At 33.5% G+C, this 24,213-nt stretch carries 17 protein-coding genes; 10 read left to right on the top strand and 7 right to left on the bottom strand.

All coding sequences use genetic code 11. The features are described from left to right. Positions 1 to 2 precede the first annotated feature (2 nt). The 3 genes from OQ292_RS14195 to OQ292_RS14185 all read right to left on the bottom strand — a co-directional run bounded on the left by OQ292_RS14195 (position 3) and on the right by OQ292_RS14185 (position 3,290). A complete protein-coding gene (locus OQ292_RS14195; RefSeq protein ID WP_284682798.1) occupies positions 3 to 611 on the bottom strand; it encodes an START domain-containing protein in 609 nt (202 codons plus the stop codon). Between the two features lie 8 nt (positions 612 to 619). Beyond that, positions 620 to 1,132: a rhodanese-like domain-containing protein gene (locus OQ292_RS14190; protein ID WP_284682797.1), complete on the bottom strand. Its 513-nt coding sequence runs from the start codon at positions 1,130 to 1,132 to the stop codon at positions 620 to 622. Positions 1,133 to 1,301: 169 nt separating this feature from the next. Then, the gene (locus tag OQ292_RS14185; RefSeq protein WP_284682796.1) at positions 1,302 to 3,290 is read right to left on the bottom strand and encodes a sialate O-acetylesterase; all 1,989 of its coding nucleotides are present in this window, start codon (positions 3,288 to 3,290) and stop codon (positions 1,302 to 1,304) included. A 114-nt stretch (positions 3,291 to 3,404) separates the two neighbouring features. Here OQ292_RS14185 and OQ292_RS14180 point away from each other — a divergent pair, with 114 nt between their 5' ends. The 3 genes from OQ292_RS14180 (at position 3,405) to OQ292_RS14170 (ending at position 7,050) form a co-directional block, all read left to right on the top strand. Further along, positions 3,405 to 4,466 carry an AI-2E family transporter gene (locus OQ292_RS14180; protein ID WP_284682795.1) on the top strand — a complete coding sequence of 354 codons (1,062 nt, stop codon included), beginning with the start codon at positions 3,405 to 3,407 and terminating at the stop codon, positions 4,464 to 4,466. A gap of 224 nt (positions 4,467 to 4,690) precedes the next feature. Further along, complete coding sequence (locus OQ292_RS14175) at positions 4,691 to 6,469, top strand: sulfatase-like hydrolase/transferase (RefSeq protein WP_284682794.1); 1,779 nt, start codon at positions 4,691 to 4,693, stop codon at positions 6,467 to 6,469. Beyond that, positions 6,466 to 7,050, top strand: a complete 585-nt coding sequence (locus OQ292_RS14170; protein ID WP_284682793.1) for a methyltransferase family protein — start codon at positions 6,466 to 6,468, stop codon at positions 7,048 to 7,050. The genes OQ292_RS14175 and OQ292_RS14170 overlap by 4 nt, the downstream gene beginning before the upstream one ends. On the opposite strand, the gene OQ292_RS14165 is transcribed toward OQ292_RS14170, so the two are convergent. From OQ292_RS14165 to OQ292_RS14155, 3 genes are all read right to left on the bottom strand, one after another. Continuing rightward, positions 7,047 to 8,846: a tetratricopeptide repeat-containing sensor histidine kinase gene (locus tag OQ292_RS14165; protein WP_284682792.1), complete on the bottom strand. Its 1,800-nt coding sequence runs from the start codon at positions 8,844 to 8,846 to the stop codon at positions 7,047 to 7,049. The genes OQ292_RS14170 and OQ292_RS14165 overlap by 4 nt on opposite strands. Positions 8,847 to 8,909: 63 nt before the next feature. Next, positions 8,910 to 11,930: a PAS domain S-box protein gene (locus OQ292_RS14160; protein WP_284682791.1), complete on the bottom strand. Its 3,021-nt coding sequence runs from the start codon at positions 11,928 to 11,930 to the stop codon at positions 8,910 to 8,912. A 264-nt stretch (positions 11,931 to 12,194) separates the two neighbouring features. Then, positions 12,195 to 12,584 (bottom strand): DUF1573 domain-containing protein, encoded by a 390-nt coding sequence (locus tag OQ292_RS14155; protein WP_284682790.1) that lies wholly within the window; start codon positions 12,582 to 12,584, stop codon positions 12,195 to 12,197. Between the two features lie 169 nt (positions 12,585 to 12,753). Here OQ292_RS14155 and OQ292_RS14150 point away from each other — a divergent pair, with 169 nt between their 5' ends. The 6 genes from OQ292_RS14150 to OQ292_RS14125 all read left to right on the top strand — a co-directional run bounded on the left by OQ292_RS14150 (position 12,754) and on the right by OQ292_RS14125 (position 18,856). Next, positions 12,754 to 14,016: a sensor histidine kinase gene (locus tag OQ292_RS14150; protein WP_284682789.1), complete on the top strand. Its 1,263-nt coding sequence runs from the start codon at positions 12,754 to 12,756 to the stop codon at positions 14,014 to 14,016. Continuing rightward, positions 14,013 to 14,720: a response regulator transcription factor gene (locus OQ292_RS14145; protein ID WP_284682788.1), complete on the top strand. Its 708-nt coding sequence runs from the start codon at positions 14,013 to 14,015 to the stop codon at positions 14,718 to 14,720. Before OQ292_RS14150 ends, OQ292_RS14145 begins: the two co-directional genes overlap by 4 nt. Before the next feature lie 108 nt (positions 14,721 to 14,828). After that, the gene (locus OQ292_RS14140) at positions 14,829 to 15,653 is read left to right on the top strand and encodes a hypothetical protein (RefSeq protein WP_284682787.1); all 825 of its coding nucleotides are present in this window, start codon (positions 14,829 to 14,831) and stop codon (positions 15,651 to 15,653) included. Between the two features lie 228 nt (positions 15,654 to 15,881). Further along, complete coding sequence (locus OQ292_RS14135; RefSeq protein WP_284682786.1) at positions 15,882 to 16,610, top strand: hypothetical protein; 729 nt, start codon at positions 15,882 to 15,884, stop codon at positions 16,608 to 16,610. 20 nt (positions 16,611 to 16,630) lie between these two features. Then, positions 16,631 to 18,265, top strand: a complete 1,635-nt coding sequence (locus OQ292_RS14130) for a hypothetical protein (protein WP_284682785.1) — start codon at positions 16,631 to 16,633, stop codon at positions 18,263 to 18,265. Between the two features lie 228 nt (positions 18,266 to 18,493). Continuing rightward, entirely contained in the window at positions 18,494 to 18,856 is a 363-nt protein-coding gene (locus OQ292_RS14125; RefSeq protein ID WP_284682784.1) for a hypothetical protein, read from the top strand. 20 nt (positions 18,857 to 18,876) lie between these two features. On the opposite strand, the gene mnmA is transcribed toward OQ292_RS14125, so the two are convergent. Next, the gene (gene mnmA / locus OQ292_RS14120; protein ID WP_284682783.1) at positions 18,877 to 20,082 is read right to left on the bottom strand and encodes a tRNA 2-thiouridine(34) synthase MnmA; all 1,206 of its coding nucleotides are present in this window, start codon (positions 20,080 to 20,082) and stop codon (positions 18,877 to 18,879) included. Between the two features lie 350 nt (positions 20,083 to 20,432). On the opposite strand from mnmA, the gene OQ292_RS14115 reads away from it, so the two are divergent. Then, a complete protein-coding gene (locus OQ292_RS14115; protein WP_284682782.1) occupies positions 20,433 to 24,152 on the top strand; it encodes a fibronectin type III domain-containing protein in 3,720 nt (1,239 codons plus the stop codon). The last annotated feature ends 61 nt before the right edge of the window (positions 24,153 to 24,213 follow it).

Below are 24,213 nucleotides of genomic sequence, written 5' to 3'. Positions count from 1 at the left end.
TACTAAGGTAATTGCTTGAGTTGCTCTCTAAATCCATCAAAAGTTTTATAAACACTGCCAACCACAACCCAGTTTACAAGCCAAGGAGGTAAAAAATCGTTGGCTTCAGCAAAAATTCTATGGCTTGCTTCCACATTGCCATTGGGTAATTGCTTAAAAATCCATTTCCCTTCAGAATGTTTAATACGTTTTTTCCCATCTTGTTCTGGGTAATACTCTGGCATACTGGAAATGGTAATTTCGTACATGCCAGAATCGAGCTTGTTGTATAAAGTGTTTTTAGCCACAAAATCTTTATTATTAAATGGCCATGGAATTTCTAATTCACCATATGTATACCAAAGGCTATCGTTTACCACTTCCAGATTGCGGTATTCTTCCATACGATCTACCCAAGAAGTTGCAGCATCTGCATTTTTAAATAACTCAACACAAGCGTCGAGGCTTGCAGAAACTTCTACTACAGCCTTAATTTCTTTGAAACCGGTGCCTTCCATACGTCTGGTATAGACTTTTATACCATCTTGCTCTTTGGATAGGTTCCAGTCTTCTTGAGCTTGGGCAACAAAACAACTAGCTAAAAATAATAGAAGTAATATCTGATTTTTCATGATGCGAATTAATAAACCTTTTTCCCTTCTCTTAACCACGATCCCCAGATTTTATCGTACGCATGTACCTCTTCAGTTATTTTATCATCTTCTCCGGTAACTACTGGATTTCCCTGATTTACCCATTCGAAAATGCCTCCGTATAGATTTGACACATTAGAGTAACCTTGTTTAATCAGTTTTTCAGAGATTTTTTCGCTTCGGTAACCCACTGAACAGTAAATTACTAAAGGAGTACTTTTTGAAATATCTTGTAAACTATCTAGTGAAAAGTTGTCGTAACCTACAAACTTAGCTCCTTCGATATGGCTTACTGCAAACTCGTCTGGTTCTCTAGCATCTAAAAGGGTAACTTCATTTTTTTCAGACTGCACATCTTTTACAGATATTTCTGGTACTGAGTGTGAAAGAAGTGTGTTAAGAATTAGTTCGAATCCGGAATCGGAAACATTACTTTTATCTTGAGCAAAGAGATTTTTACCCATAAACATTAAAAAAAGAAACAAAAATATATTTTTCATGAGACTGGTTAAACCCTTCAAATTAAAATGGTTTTGCAATGATATAAAATTGTTGTTCAGGGGAAAAACAACATACAAACTATTAAGTTCAATCTAACTATGTAACAATTATATACTGTAAGCATTTTAAAAGCTACCTTATCTGTATGTTGTTATAAGAGATCTCTTACTACTCGCCTGAATTACTATTAAAAGTATCTGTTCTGAACGGAGAGGCTGGCAAACCATTACGGTTATACAAATTACTAGTTGGATTATTACCCCACCCGTACCTAACAGCGACTGGCCGAGTTACAAAACGACTTTTTACAACAATGGTCTCCCCTTCAATTTTTGCATCTGCCCACACGAAAGTTTTGTTGCTTCCTGCAATAGCAAAGCCATCTAATTTTTCACCTCCTTTTATCATTAAACCATCTCCGATATAATCAAAGGTTAGGCGAATTTGCCCACCTTCTATAGCCATCGATTTATATATTGGGCCAGAAAAAACGGAATCTATATTATAAGCTAGTTTATAAGCATTTAATGCTAACCTTTTAGATACTTCCTGCTTATCTATTGGATACAAATTATCTCCCTCACCCAAATCTATTGTAACCGCCATACCAGTATTTGGAACTGACAATGTTTGCAGTTGTGCTTCTCTTAGTTGTGGCCTAACAGAATTTTGAGGAATTACATCCTTTTTGCCATAGTTAGATAATTGTACAAATAAGAATGGAAACTCACCCAGATTGCTTTCTGTACTGCTCCAATTGTTTCTCCAATCTGTGATTAATGCTGGGAATAACTTTTCGTACTGCTGCGCCTTGTAAATATCAGATTCCCCCTGATACCAGATTACACCTCGAAATGCAAAAGGTGCCAGCGGATTTACCATTGAATTATACAAAACAGTTGGCCTACCAGCTCTTAGTGGGTTTTCTGGTTTCTTAGGCACTTCTGAAGCTTCCTGAGAAACTCTAAACCTCCATATACCTGCTAATAATTCTCTATCTCCACTCTGATTAGAGATTTTAAAATTATCGTAATTTCCTATAATGCCACCTTGCCCTCTTAAATCTGTAATACGCAACATTATTTCGTTTTCAGCTCTCACTTTATTAGCTGGAATTTCGAAATTCCTATTTTCACCATCTTCTTCATCAAAAGCTAAAAGCTCACCATTCCAAAATACATGGCTCATATCGCTAATTCTACCCAAGCCTAAACTTAGCTTTTCTCTTTTCCAGTCATCTGGCAATTCGAACGATTTTCTAAACCAGATTACACCATTAAAATCTGCCCTACCCATATTATCCCAAGTTGAAGGCATATAAGTTCTAGACCAATCGTTGAGATTAAAATTTGCAGATAACCAAGAGGTATACCCCGGATCAGACCTTAGCAATTGTTCTTTCCAACTTTCTACATTATGCTCATACTCAATTTTTAATTGCTTGTCTGATAATTGATTGTTTTTCATTTTACTTAATTCCCTAGAAAACTCCGGAAACTCTATTAATGCATCTTCACTTAACCATGCTTCTACCGGAGTATATTTCCACGAGAGTTGAATGAGTCCTACTGGTACATCTAGGTTGTTTTTTAACTGTTTGCCAAATTGATAAGCAACTGCAGAAAAACTGGCTACTTCTTCGGAAGTACATTGTCTCCATCCTTTTGAGGCTTCAATTTTATCTTGCGGGCTTCTTGCACTTACTTGATCAGCTTTAAATAATCTGATCTCTAACTGATTTGCTTTAGCCAACTCACTTTCTGCATTTGCAGATTGCATTACAGGTAAATCCATATTGCCTTCACCTGCACAAATCCATACATCACCAAACATCACATCATTCAACACAATTGTTTCTTCTCCCTGAATAATTAACTGATAAGGCCCTCCTGCTAAATGGGGTTCAAGATGAATGAACCATGTGCTGTCACTTTTAGCAGTAGTTTTATATTCTTTATCTGCAATTGATATTTTAATATCTCTGCCGGGTGTAGCTTTGCCCCACACAGGCACTTTAATTTCTCTTTGCAAAACCATATTATCAGTAAAAAGGCTATTGAGCTTAATGGTTTGTGCTGGACCTCCACAAGAAAAAATTAAAAATGAGAGAGAAATAATAATGAGTTGTATGGTTAGCTTGTCTAGTTTGTTTATCATAATCTGCACAATTGCTATAATTGAGGTAATTTGCCTGAAATATACCATACATGTATTTACAGAACAAAAACAGATTAACTATATTTCCGACTACTTATAAAAGAGGAAACCTATATGGAAAAAGATATAAGAGCCATTAAAAACGTATTAATTTTTATTACTGCCATACTGCTAATTTATATACTGTTTGTACTATCAAGTTTACTTATTCCTCTTTTTCTAGCTTTTTTTCTAGCACTGTTACTTCAACCACTTTTAGCTTGGTTTGAAAAAAAGAATATACCACTTATGCTCAGCATGATTGTAATTTCTGTCTCTACTGTAAGTGTTTTGTATTTAATAAGTATGCTCATTTATAAAACAGGAGCAGCAATGGTAGAACAAAAGGAAGAGTTGCTGTCTCAAATCAATGAAAAGATTAACAGCATGCTTTATTGGTTTAATGAATTAAGTGGACTAGATCTTTCTTCGGATGAAGCTATAAACCAAATTTCACAAATGATCTCGGCAGACTGGCTCATAAAATCTACTGGGAACTTTGCTGAAGCTATTGGTAATTTTTCCTCTGTGTTTTTTATGACTTTGCTTTACTTACTTGTATTACTTGGCGGTATTTTAAAGTACGAACAATACATTAGGTATCTTTCTGAAGGTAAACCAGAAACTAATTTGCTCAATGGATTCGAAAAAGTAAAGACCTCCATTGTTACTTATATTAAAGTAAAAGTGTTTGTAAGCTTCTTAACAGGCTTTGCATACTGGATTATTTGCTTAATATTCGGTTTAAAATTCGCTTTATTCTGGGGCTTCTTGGCTTTTATACTAAATTTCATTCCAACATTTGGTTCTATTATTGCAACTATTCCACCCCTTCTACTTGGGTTAATTCAGTTAGATTCTATTGGCCCATTATTATTCTTAACCATAACCCTGTTTTCTGCACAAACCATCTTCGGTAACATTCTGGAACCAAAGCTCATGGGAACGAGTTTAGCACTAAATACCATAACTGTACTACTTGGACTTGTCTTCTGGGGCTATTTATGGGGCGTTACAGGCATGGTGCTTTCTGTACCATTATTAGTAGTAATTAAGGTGATTTTGGAAGAAGTACCAGGTGCCGAAATACTGGTAAGATTGATGGGAAGTAGCAAAGATGCCTCTAATGCTCAATAGTTAACAGTTGTTTATGCAAGCAATAATAATTGAAAAATTTATAAAATTTGCCTAATATCACCTATCGATTATAGGAATTTTGCAAATAAAACTGTAATTTTTATTATCAATAGCCGAATTAACACTGATATTATAGAGTCCTGCCCTAATATTTATTGATGAATTGAAAAATTATTTTAAGTAATAATATTTTTTTAAAGACAGGAAAAAAGAGGGTTTAAGAGATGAGTTATCGCAAATTATTAATTATATCTTTAATTGCTATATTTTCTTGCCAAAAGAAAGAAAGTACGTATGAAAATATAGTAGTAACTGAAAAGAAAAAATTAAATGTCATTTGGATCATTGCAGAAGATTTAAGTCCAGACTTAAGCTGCTATGGTAACAATGGCATTATTAATACTAAAAACATAGATCAACTTGCCCAGCAGGGTATGTTATTTAACAATGCATTTAGTACTTCTCCATATGGAGAGCCATCCAGATCTGCAATTTTTACAGGTACCTATCCACATGTTATAGGCATGCAACATGTGGATCCAGGATCAAATAACACCAATATTATACCTCCTGCTGATGTAAAAGTTTTTACTGAATACTTGAGAGCAAATGGTTACTATTGTAGCCTTAGAGGTAACACTTCGGTACCTTTTAGCGAAGCTGCAACTACATGGGATCAAATTTCCTCGCCTAGCGACAGCAATGAGTACAGATATGCTTGGGAAAATCGACCTAAAGAAACACCCTTCTTTAGTACAATTTATCTCTCGCAAACCGAAGAGAAATACAACTTACCAGAAAAAGAATTAGAAGAAGTTTTATCTAAAGAATATCCAGACTTACCAAAAAGCGAAATTTTAGCATTGGTTAAAAATATTTCTGAATCTCCAGAATTTGCAAACATCGAAATTGATAAGAAAAAAATAAAACTACCTGGCTATTTGGCTAACAGTAATAAGATTAAAGATGATTTTGTTAGGATGTACATTAACATTAAAAGACTTGATAATCAGGTCGGAAACATCTTACAGCAACTTAAAACTGACGAGCTTGATAAAAACACTGTAGTATTTTTCTTTAGCGAAAACGGAAGAGGTTTACCTGGCAGTAAAAGATGGTTGTATGATGGAGGCATTCAAGTTCCACTTATTATCAAGTTTCCGGGAGTAACACATGGTGGTGCAGTAAACTCTCAATTAGTAAGTCTGATAGATTTGGCACCTACATTACTTTCTAACCTAGATATAAGAATTCCAGAATATATGCAAGGCTTGGTATTTCTTGGCAAAAGAAAACACCCTACAAGAGATTATATTTTTGCAGCAAGAGACAGAATTGGCGAAGCTGATGAAAAACTTCGTTGCATTCGAAATGAAAAGTTTAAATACATTAGAAATTATACAAAAGAAGCTCCTTTTGATGAACCTTTTGACATTTTAGATCGCTTCCCTACTGTGGAAATAATGAAAAATGTTAAAAAGAGGAAAACTACAAAGCAAAACGAAGGTCTGGTAAAATTTACTAGCAAAAAAACTACAGAAGAGCTTTACGATATTAAAAATGATCCGAACGAACTGGTTAACTTAGCAGAAAGAGACTACTTTCTCGATGATTTAGCTGCTATGCGCAAAGAATATAATAGGCTTGAAAATGAGATTGGCGGGTTTATAAATACTCCTGAAGATGAGATGCGCAAAGCCATGGAACCAGACTCTGAGTATGAACTTATTACAGAATCTCCTAGCTTTTCTCAAGAAGGTGGAGATTTAGAAACTCCTATAGACCTAAGTATATCCTGTTCTACTGCTGGCGCTTCAATACTTTATGCATACTTACCAGATGGTGAAACAGATATTCATTGGAAGGTCTACCACGAACCAATTCTTATTGATCAAAGTTGTACTATTTTATCTAAAGCTATTAGATATGGATTTGAAGAAAGTGCTATAAAAAGTATCTCATTCAAAATTTCTAATGAGCTATCTGCAAAACTTTATCAATGAAAGAACACCTTCTATTATCCATTTTATGGATAGTTTACTTTGCAATTCACAGTTTACTTGCCACTAATTCAGTTAAAGAAAAGCTCTCATTTTTAAAGAGGTATTATCGCTTATTCTATAATATAGTATCAGTAACGGGGCTATTTGCCATACTTTTATATTCGGCTATTATTCCTGCAGAGTGGATTTTCCCGAAAACTACCTTTAGCAAATTTATTGGATTAATGCTGGCAACATATGGTGTTTTCATTATAAGACATGCCTTTAAATCTTATAACATGAAAGATTTTCTTGGGCTACAACAATTAGAAGTAAATTATAAAACAGAAAAATTTAAAAAAGATGGTGTATTGGCTTATGTACGCCATCCGCTCTATTTAGGCACAATACTTATTGTTGCTGGTTTCTTTGTTTTCTCTCCTAATACAGCTAACCTTATTACCACAGTTTTAAGCATTTCGTATTTGTTTGTTGGTATCTGGTTAGAAGAAAAAAAACTAATAGGTATGTATGGAGATGAGTATAAAAAATATCAGAAAAATACTCCTATGCTCATCCCTAAAAAAATCAAATTATTTTAAGATAATCTTTCTCCATGGTGAGCCTTAAACTCAACAAAGAAAGAGGCTCCTTTTCCCATCTCACTTTCGCACCAGACTTTACCATTAAGAATATCTGTGTATTCTTTTACTATAGACAAACCTAAACCTGTAGTCGGTTCTCCGGCAGTTGGCTTTGCACTCAAATTGGAAAATCTATTGAATAATTTCTCTTTATCTTCACTACTTAACCCTGGTCCTTCGTCTTTAATCTCTGTAAGCAATTTGCCTTTTTCTTCTTTGAGATATACATAAATATTTTTACCAGGAGGTGAAAATTTAGTAGCATTAGATAACAGGTTTCTAAATACTTGACTTACATAATTTCTGTCTACTTCAGCAATTTTTGGTTCCTGATCGTAACTAGTGTGTATTTCAATATGCTTTCTTTTAGCATCAGATTTTATTTCTCTATTAATAACCTCACTCAGAATTTCACCTAAGTCATTTTCTTTAATATCAAGTGTTATTCCCTTTTTCCTTAGCTCATCAATTTCCTGCATATCTACAATTAAGGTTCGTAGGTGCTTTGTAGACTCCACAATACTATTTACATACTCTGTTTGCTCTTTTGTAAGCTTAGGTACATTTTCATAAACAATCTCTATTAAGTCTTCAATATGGCTTAAAGGCCCTCTTAAATCGTTTACAACGATGCCATTGAGGTGTTTAATTTCTTCGTTTAATTCGAGAAGCTTTTTATTACTAATCTCTAATTCCTGATTCTTTAATTTCACATTTTCATCAAAGGCAACAATCTTTTCGTTTTGCACTCTCAATTGTATGCTCTTCTTCTCGATATCTCTCTTCTGTGCTTGTAATAATTTATTAGTCTTAATTTTTTGGAAATAAGCCCAAGTAAGCACCAAAGCCAATAGCACAACTAATACCAACCCACATATTACAGAAATGATTAATATTCTATCAGCACGAATCTGAGCTTCTTGCTCTTTCAATTTAGCATCTTGAAGCTCTTTGGTCTTTTTTAGCAAGGCAATTTCATTTTTTCTTGCTTTGGCTAGTGCTTCAATTTCTCTCTCACGTAATTTTATAATCTCTAGCTCTTTGTTTCTTTGTGCTAACTCAAGTTTGGTAAGCTGCTTTTCACTCTCTAACTTAGACTTATCGGCTTCAAACTTTTGAGTAAGATCGTCTAGATATTGGTCTCCTTCAAACTTAAAACCCTCTGTGTATAACTGATGGTTTTCAAGAGCTTTTTCGTTATTTCCAACTTGTTCATATGCTTGTGATAAATAAAGATAACTATCTGTTAGTTCGAGCATAGAACCAGACTCTTGAGCAAGTTTTTTACATTCTTCCAAATAGGTAATTGATTGTTGATAATCACCAGCATTGTTGTTGAGTATACCCAGATGCATTAAGGTATTGCAAAGCCCTAACTTATCATTTAATTTTCTTCTTAGGTTTAAAGCTTTTTCAAGGTATTTTTCTGCTTCATTGGAATTGCCTAGTTCAGAATAGATTATTCCAATATTATTAAATGCGTGAGAAATACCATTCGAGTTTCCTACAGCTTCATTTATCTGGATAGACTCTTTAAAGTATTTTATTGCCTCGTTTCGATCTCCTTTGTTCCAATATAAAAATGCAATTTGGAGTAAACTACTATTAATATCTTCCTGATCTCCACTATCCTTATACGTTTTGAGCTGTTTTAAATAATACTCAATAGATTCAGACTCTTGGGCATGTAGAATTTGTAGAGAAAATAAGAATAATGCAGTTAGGAATAATGGTTTAATATATCTTTTCAACATTCTGTATCTCGTTTGTCAAGCTATTACCTATACGCTTCAAATCTTCGAAAATTACCATTATTGCTATGAAATTATATCAATATTTCTAGCACCGTTTGGTACTTTAACAATAAATGTTGTTCCTTCGTTTTGCATTGAATGTACATCAATTTCGCCCTCAAGTATTCCTATAGACTCTTTTACGATGTACAAACCAAGACCTGAACCACTACTAAACGTAGTTGCCTTAAAAAACATATCGAATATATTTTCAATATAATCTTCTGAGATTCCTTTGCCATTATCTTCAACTTCAATAAGTGCAAAATTTTTATTGGCCTTAATTCTTACTTTTACAAAAGGATTATCTATACGTGTACTTCTGTAGATAATAGAATTCGTAATGAGGTTGTTAAGTATTACTGCAATTCTAGAAATATCTGAATAAAATGGGACCTCTAGTTCTGTTTCAATCTGAAAATCTACTTGAGATGCACCATCTATTTGCTGCAATTTGGCCACAGTTGTTGCAAATATCTCTTCGAAATCAATTTCTTCATATTTTACTTCCAGTCTGGCATTTTGCGAATAATCGATAATTTCTTGCACAAAACCATCTAGCTTTTTCACACTTTTTTCAATCATATCAAGATAAGAAGAAAGTGCTCCTCCTTCTTCTATTTCTAATCTGGCAATATTAATTAAGCCTAAAATTGAAACTAGTGGAGAGCGTAAATCATGCGAAGTACTGTAAACGAAGCGATCTAGCTCACCATTTATTCTGGTAAGTTCTTTATTCTGAATTTTAAGTTGCTCTTCAGCGAGTTTTCTGGTAGTATTGTCGCTACCTACTGCCAAAAACTGATAAGGTTCTCCTTTTTCATCTACAAAAGGAATTATCGACATATTAAGCCAATAAATATTACCCAATTTGTTTCTGCCAACTAGCTCACCTTTCCAAATATCTCCTGCGAACAACAATTCTTTAATTTCATCAAAAAAGGAAGAAACCATTCGACTATAATCAAACAGAAAATCGATAGACTTATCTGTAATCTCATCCAACTTATATCCTGATAGCCTAGAAAGGTTTTCGTTGATATAACTGATCTCTCCCTGCTCATTAAGAATGGCCACCATAGAAGCAACATCAAGCGCTTTTCTAAAGTCTGAAAGAGATTTATGTGTTTCTTTTAAACCTATATCTGCTTTTCTTTGCTGGGTAATGTTTTGTGAAAGCAACATCACTTTGTCTACTTCATTATCTTCATTACTCAGCGGTATGGCATATGCATTCCAATATTTCCCCTGATAAGAAATATCAAAAGTTACATGCTCACCTTTAAAACATCTTTCTAAATGTTCTTTAAGTTGCTTAGCCAGCGGTTTAGAGTATATCTCATAGATGTTTTTACCAACTACATCTTCGGCATTTTGGGGTAAGTCTTCTAACTCTTGCCCTCCGGTAAAAACATATTCGTAATCTTTGTTTATAATATCAATCGTTCCACCAGGAAAGTTAGTTGTTAAGGCATTATACAATTGCCTACTTTCTTTAACTTTCTTCTCCTCTAGTTTAATGGTTGTAATATCCTGAACTGTGCCACTTAACTTTAAGAATGTATCACCCTGATAAACCGAACGAGCTGTTAGCTTGAGGTGTCTAATTGACTTTTTATCAGACTGAACTAATATCTCTTGTACAAAGCTTGCTTTCTCTTTAAAAATCTTCAGAAAATTCTGTTGTAATTCTCCTAAGCTCTCCGGATATATATATTTTCTTAGTGTAGATAGAGATAAATTGCTTTTAGATTCAACCTCCAGAATATTGTTGATTTCGTCTGTATAAAACAGTTGTTTTAGATGGATATCGTATTCCCAACCGCCTATTCTAAGCGAATCTAGTGTATCGTGTAATAAGTGTAAATCGCGAGAACTTTCGGTAATGTCTCTTACAGTATTGATATAAAACTTTTCACCCTGCTCAGTAACTACCGCACTGGTACTATTGAGTACCATAATTTTACTTCCATCTTTCTTTATTCCCTTAGAAACATCCGAAGTACTTTTTAACTCTGTAAACCGACTAGCAAAACCGTTCTGAATCTTTTCTGATGAATGATAAATAAGTTTGCAAGAATTGCTATCAGGTATGATAGATTCAACCTTGCTATTAATTAATTCTTCTTCTGAATAGGAATAGATATTACAGAACTCTCTATTTACCCTTAAAAGGTTTCCATCTACATCGATAATGCTCAAACCCACATTTGCTATCTGAAATACAGCATTTATAAAGGTTTCATTGTGTTTTAGAACCGTGTTGGCTTTTTTAAGTTCTGTAAAAGAATCTGCAATTTCCTTATTGGTTTTATGCAGTTCTTCATTAGACTTCTCTAATTTTTTATTGTAGTTGGCAACTGTCTGGTTCAATTGATCTAGCTCTACAGACTTTTCTCGATAAGACTTGCCGAGTTGTTTATTTATTTTTACAATTGCTTTGTAATGATGTACATCTAAAAATTCACACTCTTCTGCATCTGTCACATTAAACAAATAGGGATATTCCTTATCTCTTTTTAAAAAGCATTGCTTGTCTAGAATCTCATCTTCTGCAAGAAAAAAGATATTTGTTTGACGAGATGAAGCCATTTGCATAAAAGCTAAGGCTTCTAGTTTTTCCTGATCACTCTTATAAGAAAAGCTTTCTGATACTATTACTAAATCTAAGACTGCTACTTCGAGTAATGTTGGTAAGTCGTGATGTAAGAAATTGATATTTTCAAAAAAATCGGATCTCAATATCAGATTTTTTCCATCATTATCAATATAATCAGATGTAATACTTTCTGGCAAAAATTGTAGAAAATCTAGTGGAAGGGACTTTGGAACTTCTAAAGCCTTTGTTGAAGAAACAAATATATTAAGATTCTCTTGTCTAACATTTTGTTGAAGCAATATAAATTTAACCAATACAGCAAAAACTGGATTACTTTCGGGTAACCAAACATAAAAAGTATCATCCGCATTATAATTACAAAGGCAGTTTTTTAGCCTTTCCAGATCAATCCCGTCTGTAATTCCTTGTTCTTCCCAACTTAACATTATAAAGATTTAGCTGTTGGTTTTGTGTAACTTTTAAATAAAAAATTCAATATTTTATTGCTTCAATAAAACATTAATTCATAAAAAAATATTGGTAAAGTACATCATTCTAGCCCACAAAAGTCACTCAACACATTATAAGATACTTTTCCCAGCATACTTTAATAAGTTTATTATTTAAAAACAAATATGTGGAATCACATAAAACAAACAAAGCTGTACTATATGTACAGCTTTGCTAATAAAATGGACTTAATTTTAAGTTTACTCAGCAACCACTTCGCCAGAAATAGTTATTATAGATTCTTGCACTGTAGCATTTGTAAAAACTCTTACAGTCTTATTAAATCTACCAGCTCTTGCTGCATTATAAGATACTGCAATCTCAGAAGACTCACCAGGCGCAATTGCCTCTTTTGGCCACGATGAAACTGTACAACCACAAGATGTTTTTACCTCAGTAATTAAGAGTGGCTCATTTCCCTCATTTGTAAATGAGAAATTTACTTTTGCTGGTTTACCTTGATCAATTTTACCTAAATCAATTTTTTGAGTAGACCAAACCAAGCTTGCGGCATTGTTTTTTAAAACATTAAAAGACATTAAGCTTAGCATAGCCAAAATTCCAGCGCAGATTAAATAAGTTTTTTTCATAATTTTAATTTTTAAGATTTGATTAATACTGAAATAAAAGTACGCTGACTCTTTCGAAAGGCCTGTTAATGATCCTGTAAACGATGTTAATGAAATGTTAAACTCACTTTAAACTGCTAATTACAGCTATTGATTTAGGATTTTTATATAAAAAAATGTCTGAAAAATCATGCACAGAAAAACTATAAGGATATTTATTGTGCTAGCGGTACTCTCGCTACTGGGTATGGTGGTAGTACAGGTTTATTGGTTTAAACAAGCTTTTGATATAAGAAGAGAATCTTTTATTCTTAAAACTAGTATTGCTTTAAATAATGTTGGTAGAAGAATTTCTAAGATTAACGATACACAGCTACCTGCAAAAAATCTTGTAGAACAACTTTCTATAAACGTGTTTAGCGTAATGGTGAATCAGCCTGTAGACCCATCAGTTTTACAAGAGCTTATTAAACAGGAACTAAACTTACAAAACCTCATTACAGATTTTGAATTTGCTATTTACGATTGTACAAGTGGCACTCTTAATTATGGCTCCTTTGTTTGTATGGATCAAAACTGTAAAACAAATTCAGATGCCGAAAACGAATTTAAATTGCCAGCAAATGACAATTACTTCTTTATAGTACATTTCCCAGATAGCTTCCATGCTATTATCGCTGGCATGAATATTTGGCTATTCTCTTCGGGAGTATTATTAATCGTTTTTGCTTTCTTTTCTTATTCTCTGTTTGTGATTTTAAGGCAAAGAAAACTCACAGAACTTCAAACAGATTTCGTGAATAATATGACACACGAATTTCAAACTCCTATTTCCAGTATTTTGCTTTCGAGTAATTCACTCTTAAAAGAACAAGTAATTTCTAACCCTGAAAGAATTACTACTTATGCTAATCTGATTAATAAAGAAAGTAATCGCCTAAAAAACCAAGTAGAGCAATTACTCGAAAAGACTGATGTAAAAAAACAAAACCTAAAATTTGAAAAGGTACAAGTGCATGAGCTTTTACATGATTTGCTAAAGGTAAAAACGACAGTTAATAAAGAAATAAATATTAGAACTGAGTTACAAGCTACTAAAGATACAATTGTAGCCGATGCCCTACACTGCCTTAATGTGTTTTATAATATTCTCGAAAATGCGATAAAATATACAGAGCAGAATACCGAAATCATTATAAAAACCTATAACAGAAAGAATCAAATCATCATTGTTATTTCTGATAATGGTAAAGGCATACCTAAAAAACATTTAAAGAAAGTATTCAGGAAATTTTACCGTATTCCACCAGATCATATTCAAGAAAAAAAAGGCTTTGGACTGGGTTTATATTATGTACAAAAAGTAATTGCAGCCCATAACGCAAAAATAGACATCCGAAGCATGTTAGATTATGGTACAGATGTTATCCTCAACTTTAAGTTAGCAAAATGATGGATTCTGACAAAAAAGCACATATTCTATTGGTAGAAGATGACGAAAGTTTGGGTTTTATCATCAAAGACAATTTAGAGATGAACAACCTCAACGTAACACTTATACAGGATGGAAACGAAGCTATTAACACACTTAAAGAGTTTAAATATGATGTCTGCATTTTAGATATAATGCTTCCTGGAAAAGATGGGTTGAGTATCGCCAAAGAGATGCAAAATTCTGGTTTGGAAATACCTTTCATGTTTTTAAGTGCGCGGTCTTTAAAAGAAGATCGGATTAAAGGCTTTCGCACCGGATGCGACGATTACCTCACCAAACCTTTTAACATAGAAGAACTTCTCTTAAGAATTGAAGTAATACTCCGACGTAACAGTAAAAATGCCATACAAAAACAAAGCACTTACCAAATTGGCGACTATTTGTTTGATTATAAAAATCAGTTTTTAAAGTATGATGATGAAATTAATAGACTCACACAAAGAGAAGCCGAAATTCTAAAAATACTTGTAACTAACAGAGAAAGTCTAGTAAAAAGAAGTGATATTTTGATACAAGTTTGGGGCGACGACGATTATTTTAAAGGAAGAAGCTTAGATGTGTTTATTTCTAAAATCAGGAAATACTTAAAAAAAGACAAGAAAATTAAGGTCATTAATGTACATAGTAGTGGTTTTTGCCTCGAAATCGCAGATTTTAGCTAGTTATTAACAAAAAAAATGGATTTTATTAATTGTATTTAACTAATATTTAATATTATTATTTCAATTAAATTCTACATTTGAATCCATACTGCGACTAATCAATCTGCAATGACTAAGAAGATAAATATATCACTGAAATGGGGATATGACCTTAATGCCCGAGAAATTGAGCAAATGAGTAATATTATTCATTATTATGATCCAGGTTTACCACTAGACCATCTATATAAAACTCATATTTTAAAGCATAATCCTTTGTTTGTAATTGCTTTTTTGGGTAATAAAATCGTATCATTTCAATCTCATACAATCTATTATTCATCATCTCCATTTTTTAAAAAACCTACGCCAATTATTCTTGGTGGTACTGCCTATCAAACTAAAGAAGCCTCCCAAAAAGGCTTAGCCAATCAAATGGGAAATATCTTCTTAAGTTACTGTTTTGGTTCATTCTGGTTTCTAAAGAATTTGGTTTTTATTGCCGATACTGTTAATCCTAAATCATTAAGAGGAATTGAAGCAATTTTTAAAGGAGCTTATCCAAACATCCACGAAAATACACCTGATAACATCGCTGACTTTGCCAATAAAATGATGAAGCGGTTTTATGGTAACCAGATAGAGATTTCAAATAATTTGGTGATGGATAATGCTCATGAATATTTTGAGAAGACTGATATTACCCAGTTCTGGGATTCAATGTATGCTACCAAAGAAAAAAAATACCAGAGTTTTTATTTAAATGAAGGAGTAATTACGAAAGAAAACAACCGATACTTTATTGGTTCTAAAAGTATAGTTACCATAACTTATTACTCGCCAAAAAAAATGCTTAAGCACTTCTTTAATGAAACTTTTAACTTAAAAGTAAATAAAGCTCTAAATTCTCAGAAAGCCGTTTGGCACGAAAGAATTCCAGCAAATAGTATTTAGCCATTATTAGGCAAAAAAGCGATTAAACCAACTCATATTTGGACTTTTAGTTCAAGTTTAAATTATAGTATTAGCATTTATTAAATAATCAATCCCTCTCCAAAGCCTGCATATTGTTATTTTTGAAGTAGCAAGTATGCTAATTCCATTATGTAATACTAATTCCTAGTAAACTCAATCCAAATCATACACACTAACATTAATTTTCTTAAACCTTAAAAGTTTAAAATGAGGATAATATTACTATTTGCATTTTGTTTGAGCTTTTTCCATTTGAAAGCTCAGGATAATGATTCTAATACTGCCGATAAATATTTTGAGGCACCTGAAGAATCATTAAATTCAGATTACATTCCTGGATGGGGTGTAGGTATTAAAGCTGGTACGCTTGGCCTAGGTTTAGAAGTAGCTAAATCTTTCTCTCAAAAATTAGATGTAAGAGCTGGGGCTAGCTTTTTTACTTTGAGCCAGGACATTACCATGGATATTTCTGGGCAGAATATGGATATCCATACAGAAGTTGACCTACTTGCCGCCGAGTTAATGGCAGACTGGTATCCATTTAACAAAAGTTCATTTAAGTTAACTGTAGGTTCCGCTTATAACTTTAACAGCACTTTAAGTGGTGTAGGTGTAATTACAGAGCCTTATGAAATTGGAGAGTATATAGTGCTTCAACCAGAAGATGTTGGAGAAGTTGGAGTTGATATAATCTATAACAGTGTAGCTCCTTATGCTGGTTTTGGCTTTGGCAGAGCAGTTCCAAAAAAGAAATTAAGTGTTGGTTTTCAGGCAGGTGTTTATTATTTCGGAAAACCTAGTGTAGAAATGAACGCTACTGAATTATTAGCTCCTTCAGCAGAAAATAAGGTCGTTTTAGAGCAAAACCTAGATGGATATCGCTGGTATCCTCAACTTTCACTTAAAATTTCATATAGAATCATTTCATCTATCTAACTTCGGAAAACAAAGTACACATGATTAAACATTTATCTAATATTAATAAGAGCATTCTAATTTGTTTACTTTTAATTCTTCCATTTTCTTGTGATGATCCAACAGAAGGGTTAAAGGTAATTATCGATACACAAGATATTGTTGATGCAGATTTTGCCATTCAGTTTTTTGATGCAAATGTTGAAACACTTATCCCACCAAATGATATTACAATAGAAATAATAGGTAAAGATGCAGATCAAGTAATAGATTTATTAGGAAATAAAGATTTTGGAGTTGCTGAGGGGTTTGTAACATTAGCTATCATGCCAGGTTTAGAACCTACAGAAGATGATCCTATTCAATTTTCTATTATCGCCAAAGCACCGGGATATTTAACAAGCAGTAAGTCTATCGTTATCACTGATTTAGAAGAAGATAACAACTTTGAAATTAGCTTACTAAATAAATCAAATCCTCCAAAAGGTGTTGGTGTTTTAGAAACTACTTTTGGAGTTTCAACAAACGGAGAAGTGAGTGAAGAGCAAAGCTTTGTGACACCAAACATTGACGGAATAGACGAAGTTGCTGAGATTCAGATTGAAAAAGGAACAGTTTTGTATGATGCAAACGGTCAAGTTATTACCGGAGCAACTAGTGTAACTGCAAGTGTTGCTTTCTTTAGCGATCAAGAAGAAGAGTCTCTATTTGCTTTTCCTGGAGGATTTGTAGCAAACAACCTAGTTGATACTGATGGTACAGAACTAGAACCAGTTCAATTTACTACAGCTGGTTTGGTTGATATTACCATGTTTGCTGGTAATACGGAAGTTAAAAGTTTTTCTAAGCCGATTAATGTTACTATCGGAATTAATGAAAACACACTAAACCCTGATACTGAATATGCTAATGTAGCAGCAGGTGATACTATTCCTGTATTTAGCATGGAGCGTGAGACAGATACTTGGAAATATGAAGGAATTTCTGTGGTAGAAAATGTTGATGGAAAACTAAAAGCAACTTTTGCTTTACCTCACCTATCACCTTGGAACTGGGACTGGGTATGGCGTTCATGGTGGTGGAGAAGATATATTGCGACTACTTGTTGGGCTAGAGCTAGCGTTTCTTCTAACATTGATAGATATACATATGGTTCTAATTATTACTATACAGAATTAGTTGATGCTAGCAATAACAGAGTAATTAACAGAACATGGAGAAGATTATATAATGGTGAAAATATCTGGTTTAGCAGAATCAGACAAAACACACAGGTGAAAATGCGTGTATATGAGGGATATTACTGGTGGAGCAGAGGTTCGTTAATCGCGGAAAGTTCTACATTCAGCTCTTGTAATATGGGAAGCATTACCTTAGACCTACCTCAACCGCAATTAGTAGAAGTAGACCTTAAAGGGGTATGTTCAAATAACCCAGATTTAGAAGTAAGACCTTCTGCTTATGTTTACTACAAAAAGTCTACTGACAGATGGTGGAGATATTTAGGATATTTGAGAAAAGGTAAACTTTCCACTTCTGGTAGAATAGAACTTGGAGAAACATATACTTTTGGTGTATCATATGGAGGAGTGTTCTATACAGATGATATTAAAGTGGAAGAAACTAGTAATGTAATTACTATTGATCTACCTTATCAGTATTGTCAAAATTTCTAATTAACTAATTTGTAATACATAAGCTACCGTTTCTCAGCGGTGGCTTTTTTGTTTGAAATATTCCCGAATCTAAAACAACGTAAACAACTAATAACGTGTGTGTTTTAACAAAAAAAAGATTCTTTATTTAAGAATTATTCTAGTGAAAATCACAAGCCGTAAATCCCTTACGGTTAACTCAAGTAAGTTTGTATTATCTATCAAATTAGACAATACAAACTTATTTTTATGATAAACACACCCTCAGAAAATATATACATTTGGATGTTTCAAATCCATCATATTCTTGGAACAAACCTTGGAAGCAAAGAGCTTCCGATTATTCCTTACCTCATTTTTATTCTGTATATATTTATTATGTTACCGGTAAGTATATTCCCAAAAAAAGAAGAATCCGAACCTGAAATTAATCTAGAAGATGAGCTATTACGATCTTTAATTGAAGATGAAGGTTTTGATTCTATAGATGAGCTTACTGATACTTCATCTAAAGTCTATAGAAATCAATCTAACCTTTATGACGCGTATATTACAATAATTAGAAAGAAAAAAACTCAGCCAAAGAAAAGGAAAGTTTTCAGATTTCTTTAGAAAACTTTCCTTCTAATAATTTATGGTGCAATAATTCCAGAACCAATCAACTCTTCTCCATCATACCAGGCTGCAAATTGTCCGGGAGTTATGCCTTTTTGTTTATTTTCGAAAATGATATACATTCCATCTTCTTCCATAAATAAAGTGGCTTTTTCAAGAGCTTGCCTATATCGAATTCTCACAAGGTATTCTCTCCTATCGTTCATACCCATCTTAATATCACCTCTTACCCAATGAATATCTTCTTTTCTAATATATAAGCCATACCTGTACAAACCAGGATGATCTGCTCCTTGCCCTGTATAAATAATATTATTATCAACATCAGTTGATAGTACAAACAAAGGAAGCGGAGTACCACCTACATTCATCCCTTTTCTTTGCCCAATTGTGAAAAAATGTGCTCCAGGGTGTTCGCCTACAACTTTACCGTCTTCTTTATTAAAATGAAATGCGGTAGATAATTTTCGAAGCTCATTAACAGAAAAATTTTGATCTATTATATCAATATCAGAAACCTGAGCTACTAAAGCAGTTTCATTTCTATTAATCTCTATAATGTCTCCATTCTTAGGTTTTAGTTGTTGTTGTAAGAATTCTGGTAACCTTACTTTACCTACAAAACATAAACCTTGAGAATCTTTCTTATCAGCTGTAACAAAACCTTCTCTTTTGGCAATTTCTCTCACCTCAGACTTTGTAAGATTTCCTATTGGAAATAAGGCTTTTGCAAGTTGAGCTTGATTTAGTTGACACAAAAAATAGCTTTGATCTTTATTGCCATCTTTTCCAGCCATCAGTTTATGAATTATGTCACCTTCAATTAGGTCAGTCTCTTTACGACAGTAATGACCAGTGGCAACAAAATCTGCACCCAAGCTTAAAGCTGTTTTTAAAAAGACATCAAACTTTATTTCTCTATTACATAAAACATCCGGATTTGGAGTTCTTCCTTCTTCATATTCCTTAAACATATAGTCTACTATTCGCTCTTTATACTCCTTGCTCATATCTACTGTCTGAAAGGGAATATTAAGCTTCTGAGCTACAAGAAGGGCATCATTACTATCTTCTAACCAAGGACATTCGTCACTAATAGTCACAGAATCATCATGCCAGTTCTTCATAAACAGGCCGATTACTTCATATCCTTCTTCTTTTAACAAATAGGCAGCAACACTAGAATCTACACCACCCGAAAGTCCTACTACTACTCTTTTCATAAGATAAATAGAATATTTTAACCGCAAATATAACCATATCGGTCATGAAATGATTCTATAAATTTTAATAGAAATGTTTTAGAGATTAAATTCTCGACATTGTATTTCAATAGATAAACAATTATTAACTACAATTCTGAGAAGAGGAAATTACAAATATTAATATTCGCTTGTGAATATTAGTTTTTATTAAAAAATAGTGGCACATATTATGTAACAATTAAAGTGTATTTAAACAAAAAAAAATTAGCTTTCAAGTAAGAAATTATTTTAATTTCAAACATATATTTCACTATGAATAATAAAAGCAAGCTAAACATTCAATCATATTTACAAATAACCATCAATCTATGAAAAACAAACATTTTACCCTTATTAAACCCCATAAACAGCATTACAGAAGTAATTATCTTCTGTTTTCTGTAGTAATAGCATTACTACTGATTTTTAACCATACTAGTACCTTTGCCAATGACATAAAAAATAATTCAAAAGGCCTTGAAATTCCCACAGGAAAATCTGTAGTCTCATCAGTAATTTATGAAGCTGAAGAATATTATGAAGTAGTATCAGATGTTGCAAATACTTTTGACGATATCAACCGAGCTATTAGTATTGGTTATTCAGAAGCAGCCAGTGGAAATCAGGCGGTTAGTTTACCTGATCCAAATGATAAAATAAAAATAGATTTCACTGTAGATGAAGATGCTGAATACATGATCAACATCAGATTCCGATCAGGTACAAAATTGAGCCCTGCATCTTACATAGATGAAACTTTTGATTATATCATAGCTTTGAATTCTAATGCTATTGATTTTACTTACAATGAATCTAGTATTTCTTCATTAAGTCCAAACTTTGGTGGTTCATACTGGGGTGTTGTAGAATCAGATCAAGTTTTTACAACGGAATTAGCTACAGGCACTATTCATTCTATAGAAATTTCAATGAAAGACCCAGCCACTTATGGATATGTAGATTATGTAGAAATTGTAAAAATTGCAGATACAGATTCATTTACTCCTGAAACTCCAGGTCAAGCTCAAAATTTAAGCGCACTTATTAGAGGTAAATCTACTATCGATATTGGATGGAACCCTGTTCCAGGAGCTGATAGCTACGAGTTACAATATTCAACTGATGATGGTGCAAACTATATGGCTTTAGCTACCACTGGTAAGTATTCTGTATACTATGGTCAATCTGATCTTGAAGCTAATACAACTTATGCTTATAGAGTAAGAGCTTTAAGAACAGGTGCAACTCCAGAAGAAGGAGCTTGGAGTGATACTGTAAATGCAATTACAGCATTAATTCCAGACGATTTCTACTTTGTAAACCACATGGCAACTATTGGTGATGATTTAGCACTTGGTACAACTGCTGCGCCTGCAGGAGAATTTACTGCTAGCAACTATATATTTGATGCTGATATAACTGCAGAAGACGGTACTGCACTTGAAGACATGCCTACAAATGGTAATGGTGGCGTTGCTATTTCTCAAGCATACCACACGAATACATTAATATCAAATGTAACAACTGCTAATAACGACTACACAGGTTATGAATTCTTGGGTACTGTAAGTGGGCTAACAAGTGCAACTATTGCTGATTTAGCTAAAGGTACAGACCCTTACAACAAACTTTTAGCTCAAATTACAAACGGTGCTGCTCTTGCTGATGATAAAAGTCTTTCTTATCAGTTTAGAGGTGTTAACTTGTTACAAGGTGCAGCTGATGCAGATACTGATACTTTAACATATAAAGAAGCCCTAATTCAGTTTGCTACAGATTTAAATGCTGACTTAAATACTGCTCTAACAACTACTGATGTAGAATATCCTATATTCTTAATTCAGTCTGCAGATCCACAAGTTGCTGTTGCTCAATATAGAGCTGCCCAAGCAAGCACTAATCTTTACATTGCTTCGCCAAGTTATTTTGTAGCAGAAAGCGAAGCTGGTAGACAACATATTGGTCACTATCTTGCAAAAGCTTATAAAAAAGTAGTTTTTGATAAAACTAGCTGGTCTCCAATTGCTCCACTTAACATCTCAAAAGAGGCAAACAAAGTAATGGTTGAGTTTAGTGTTGCTGTTGAGCCATTAGTACTGGATGTAACAACAATTGCTGACGCAGGAGATTACGGCTTTGAATTGTACGATGAAGTAGGTCAGTTAACAATCACTGATGTTCAAATAGAGGGAAGTAATACTGTAACTATTACAACAGATAGAAATATTGAGGCAAATGCTAAAATATTATATGCAGCGAGTGATGCTAAAACGACAGGTAATTTAAGAGATAGCGATACTCAAGCTTCTACTCTTGGAGATTATGATTTATATAACTGGGCGGTATCATTTGAAGAAATGATTGAAAATGTTCCTCCAAATGTTCCAACTGGACTTACTGCAGTTGCATCATCAGATGAATCTATTAGCCTTACTTGGGATGCATTAGCATACAATGTAGGTGAATATACTATTGAGTACTCTCTAAGTAATGATCCATATGACTTTATGGAGCTAGATGTTGTTGATAAAACTATTACAGATTACGAGCACACAGGTTTAGACCCAGAGACTACTTACTATTACAGAATTTATGCTTCTAACTTAAATCTTGTTTCTGAGTATAGTGACACTGTAAGTACTACAACTGATCCAGAAATTCCTGTAGCTCCAACCGGATTAGTAGCAAGTGCTGTTTCTGATGTTCAAATAGATTTAACTTGGGATGCTGTAGATGGTACAGTTACTGGCTACGTAATTGAAAGTGCAACTGTAAATGAAGATGCATCTTTTACTCAAATTGACTCTGTTGGTTCAGATGTTACTTCAGTTTCTCATATAGAGCTTACTGCTAGTACAACTTATTACTACAGAGTTAAAGCGGTAAACACAATTAGCTCTTCAGAGTATAGTGATGTTGTAAGTGAAACTACAATGGAACCTGTACCAGATGCTCCAACTTCTCTAGCAGCTACTGCTTTCTCAGAAACTCAAATTGACCTTACTTGGACTTTACCAGCATCAGATATTACAGGATTAGTACTTGAAAGAGCTTTAATGAATGAAGAAGAAGACTTCTCAGAAGTTGCAAGTCTTGATGCGAGTGCTACTACTTATAGCGATACAGACCTTGAGCCAGCAACAACTTACTATTACAGAATTAAAGCTGTAAATGAAACTGGAGACTCTGAATATTCTTCTACTGTAAGTGCTACCACTGATGCATCTACTTTAGGTGAACCAACTGATCTAGTTGCAACTGATAGTACTGCATCTACTATTTCTATTAGCTGGACTGCTGGAGCAGACGAGATTGAAGAATATGTGGTTGAAAGTTCTGCTACAGGAGCAACAAATGAGTTTGAAGTATTAGCAACAATCGCTTCTACAGAAACTTCTTATACTCATGAAGGACTTACTGCTGACACTACAGTTTACTATAGAGTTAAAGGTATCAATTCGGTAACTAAATCAGTTTACAGTAACATTATTAGTGTTTCTACTTTACCAGTAACACCAGCTGTACCAGCAAACTTCACTGCTGTTGCAACCGATGCTGATAAAGTTACACTTAGCTGGGATGCAGTAACTGAAAACGTTGATGGATATGTAATTGAAGAAGCTACAAGTGAAGATGGACCTTATACGGAAATAGCTGTACTTGAAGCAACTGAGACTTCTACTGTAAGAACTGTACCTTCTCCAGGAACAACTTACTATTACAGAATTAAAGCAACAAATGGTTCTGCTTCTTCTGAGTACAGTACAACTCAAACTGTAATCACTGCGATTGACAAAGCTCTTGCTTTCAGTGCATTTAACCTTTATCCTAACCCTTCTACTGGAGAGTTTAGCGTAGAGATTCAAGCACCAAAACAAGAAACTGGTTTCTTAAAAATATATAGCACTGCTGGTAATGTTATTTTTGAAAATACTATTGACACAAGCTTTAACAAGAAGTTTAATTTAAATAATCTTTCTCAAGGCTTATTTATAGTAGAAGTAAAAACTAAATCTTATCACCAAGTGAAAAAATTACTGGTTAAATAAGCTTAACCAGTAATAAATTAAAAAGCCGTCTTAGTAATTAAGACGGCTTTTTTTATATTTT

Origin of the sequence: Chondrinema litorale, from assembly GCF_026250525.1 — a bacterium.
Taxonomy (GTDB): Bacteria; Bacteroidota; Bacteroidia; order Cytophagales; family Flammeovirgaceae; genus Chondrinema; species Chondrinema litorale.
Note: the sequence above shows the minus strand (reverse complement) of the source record. Positions and strands in the feature narration are given on the sequence as shown.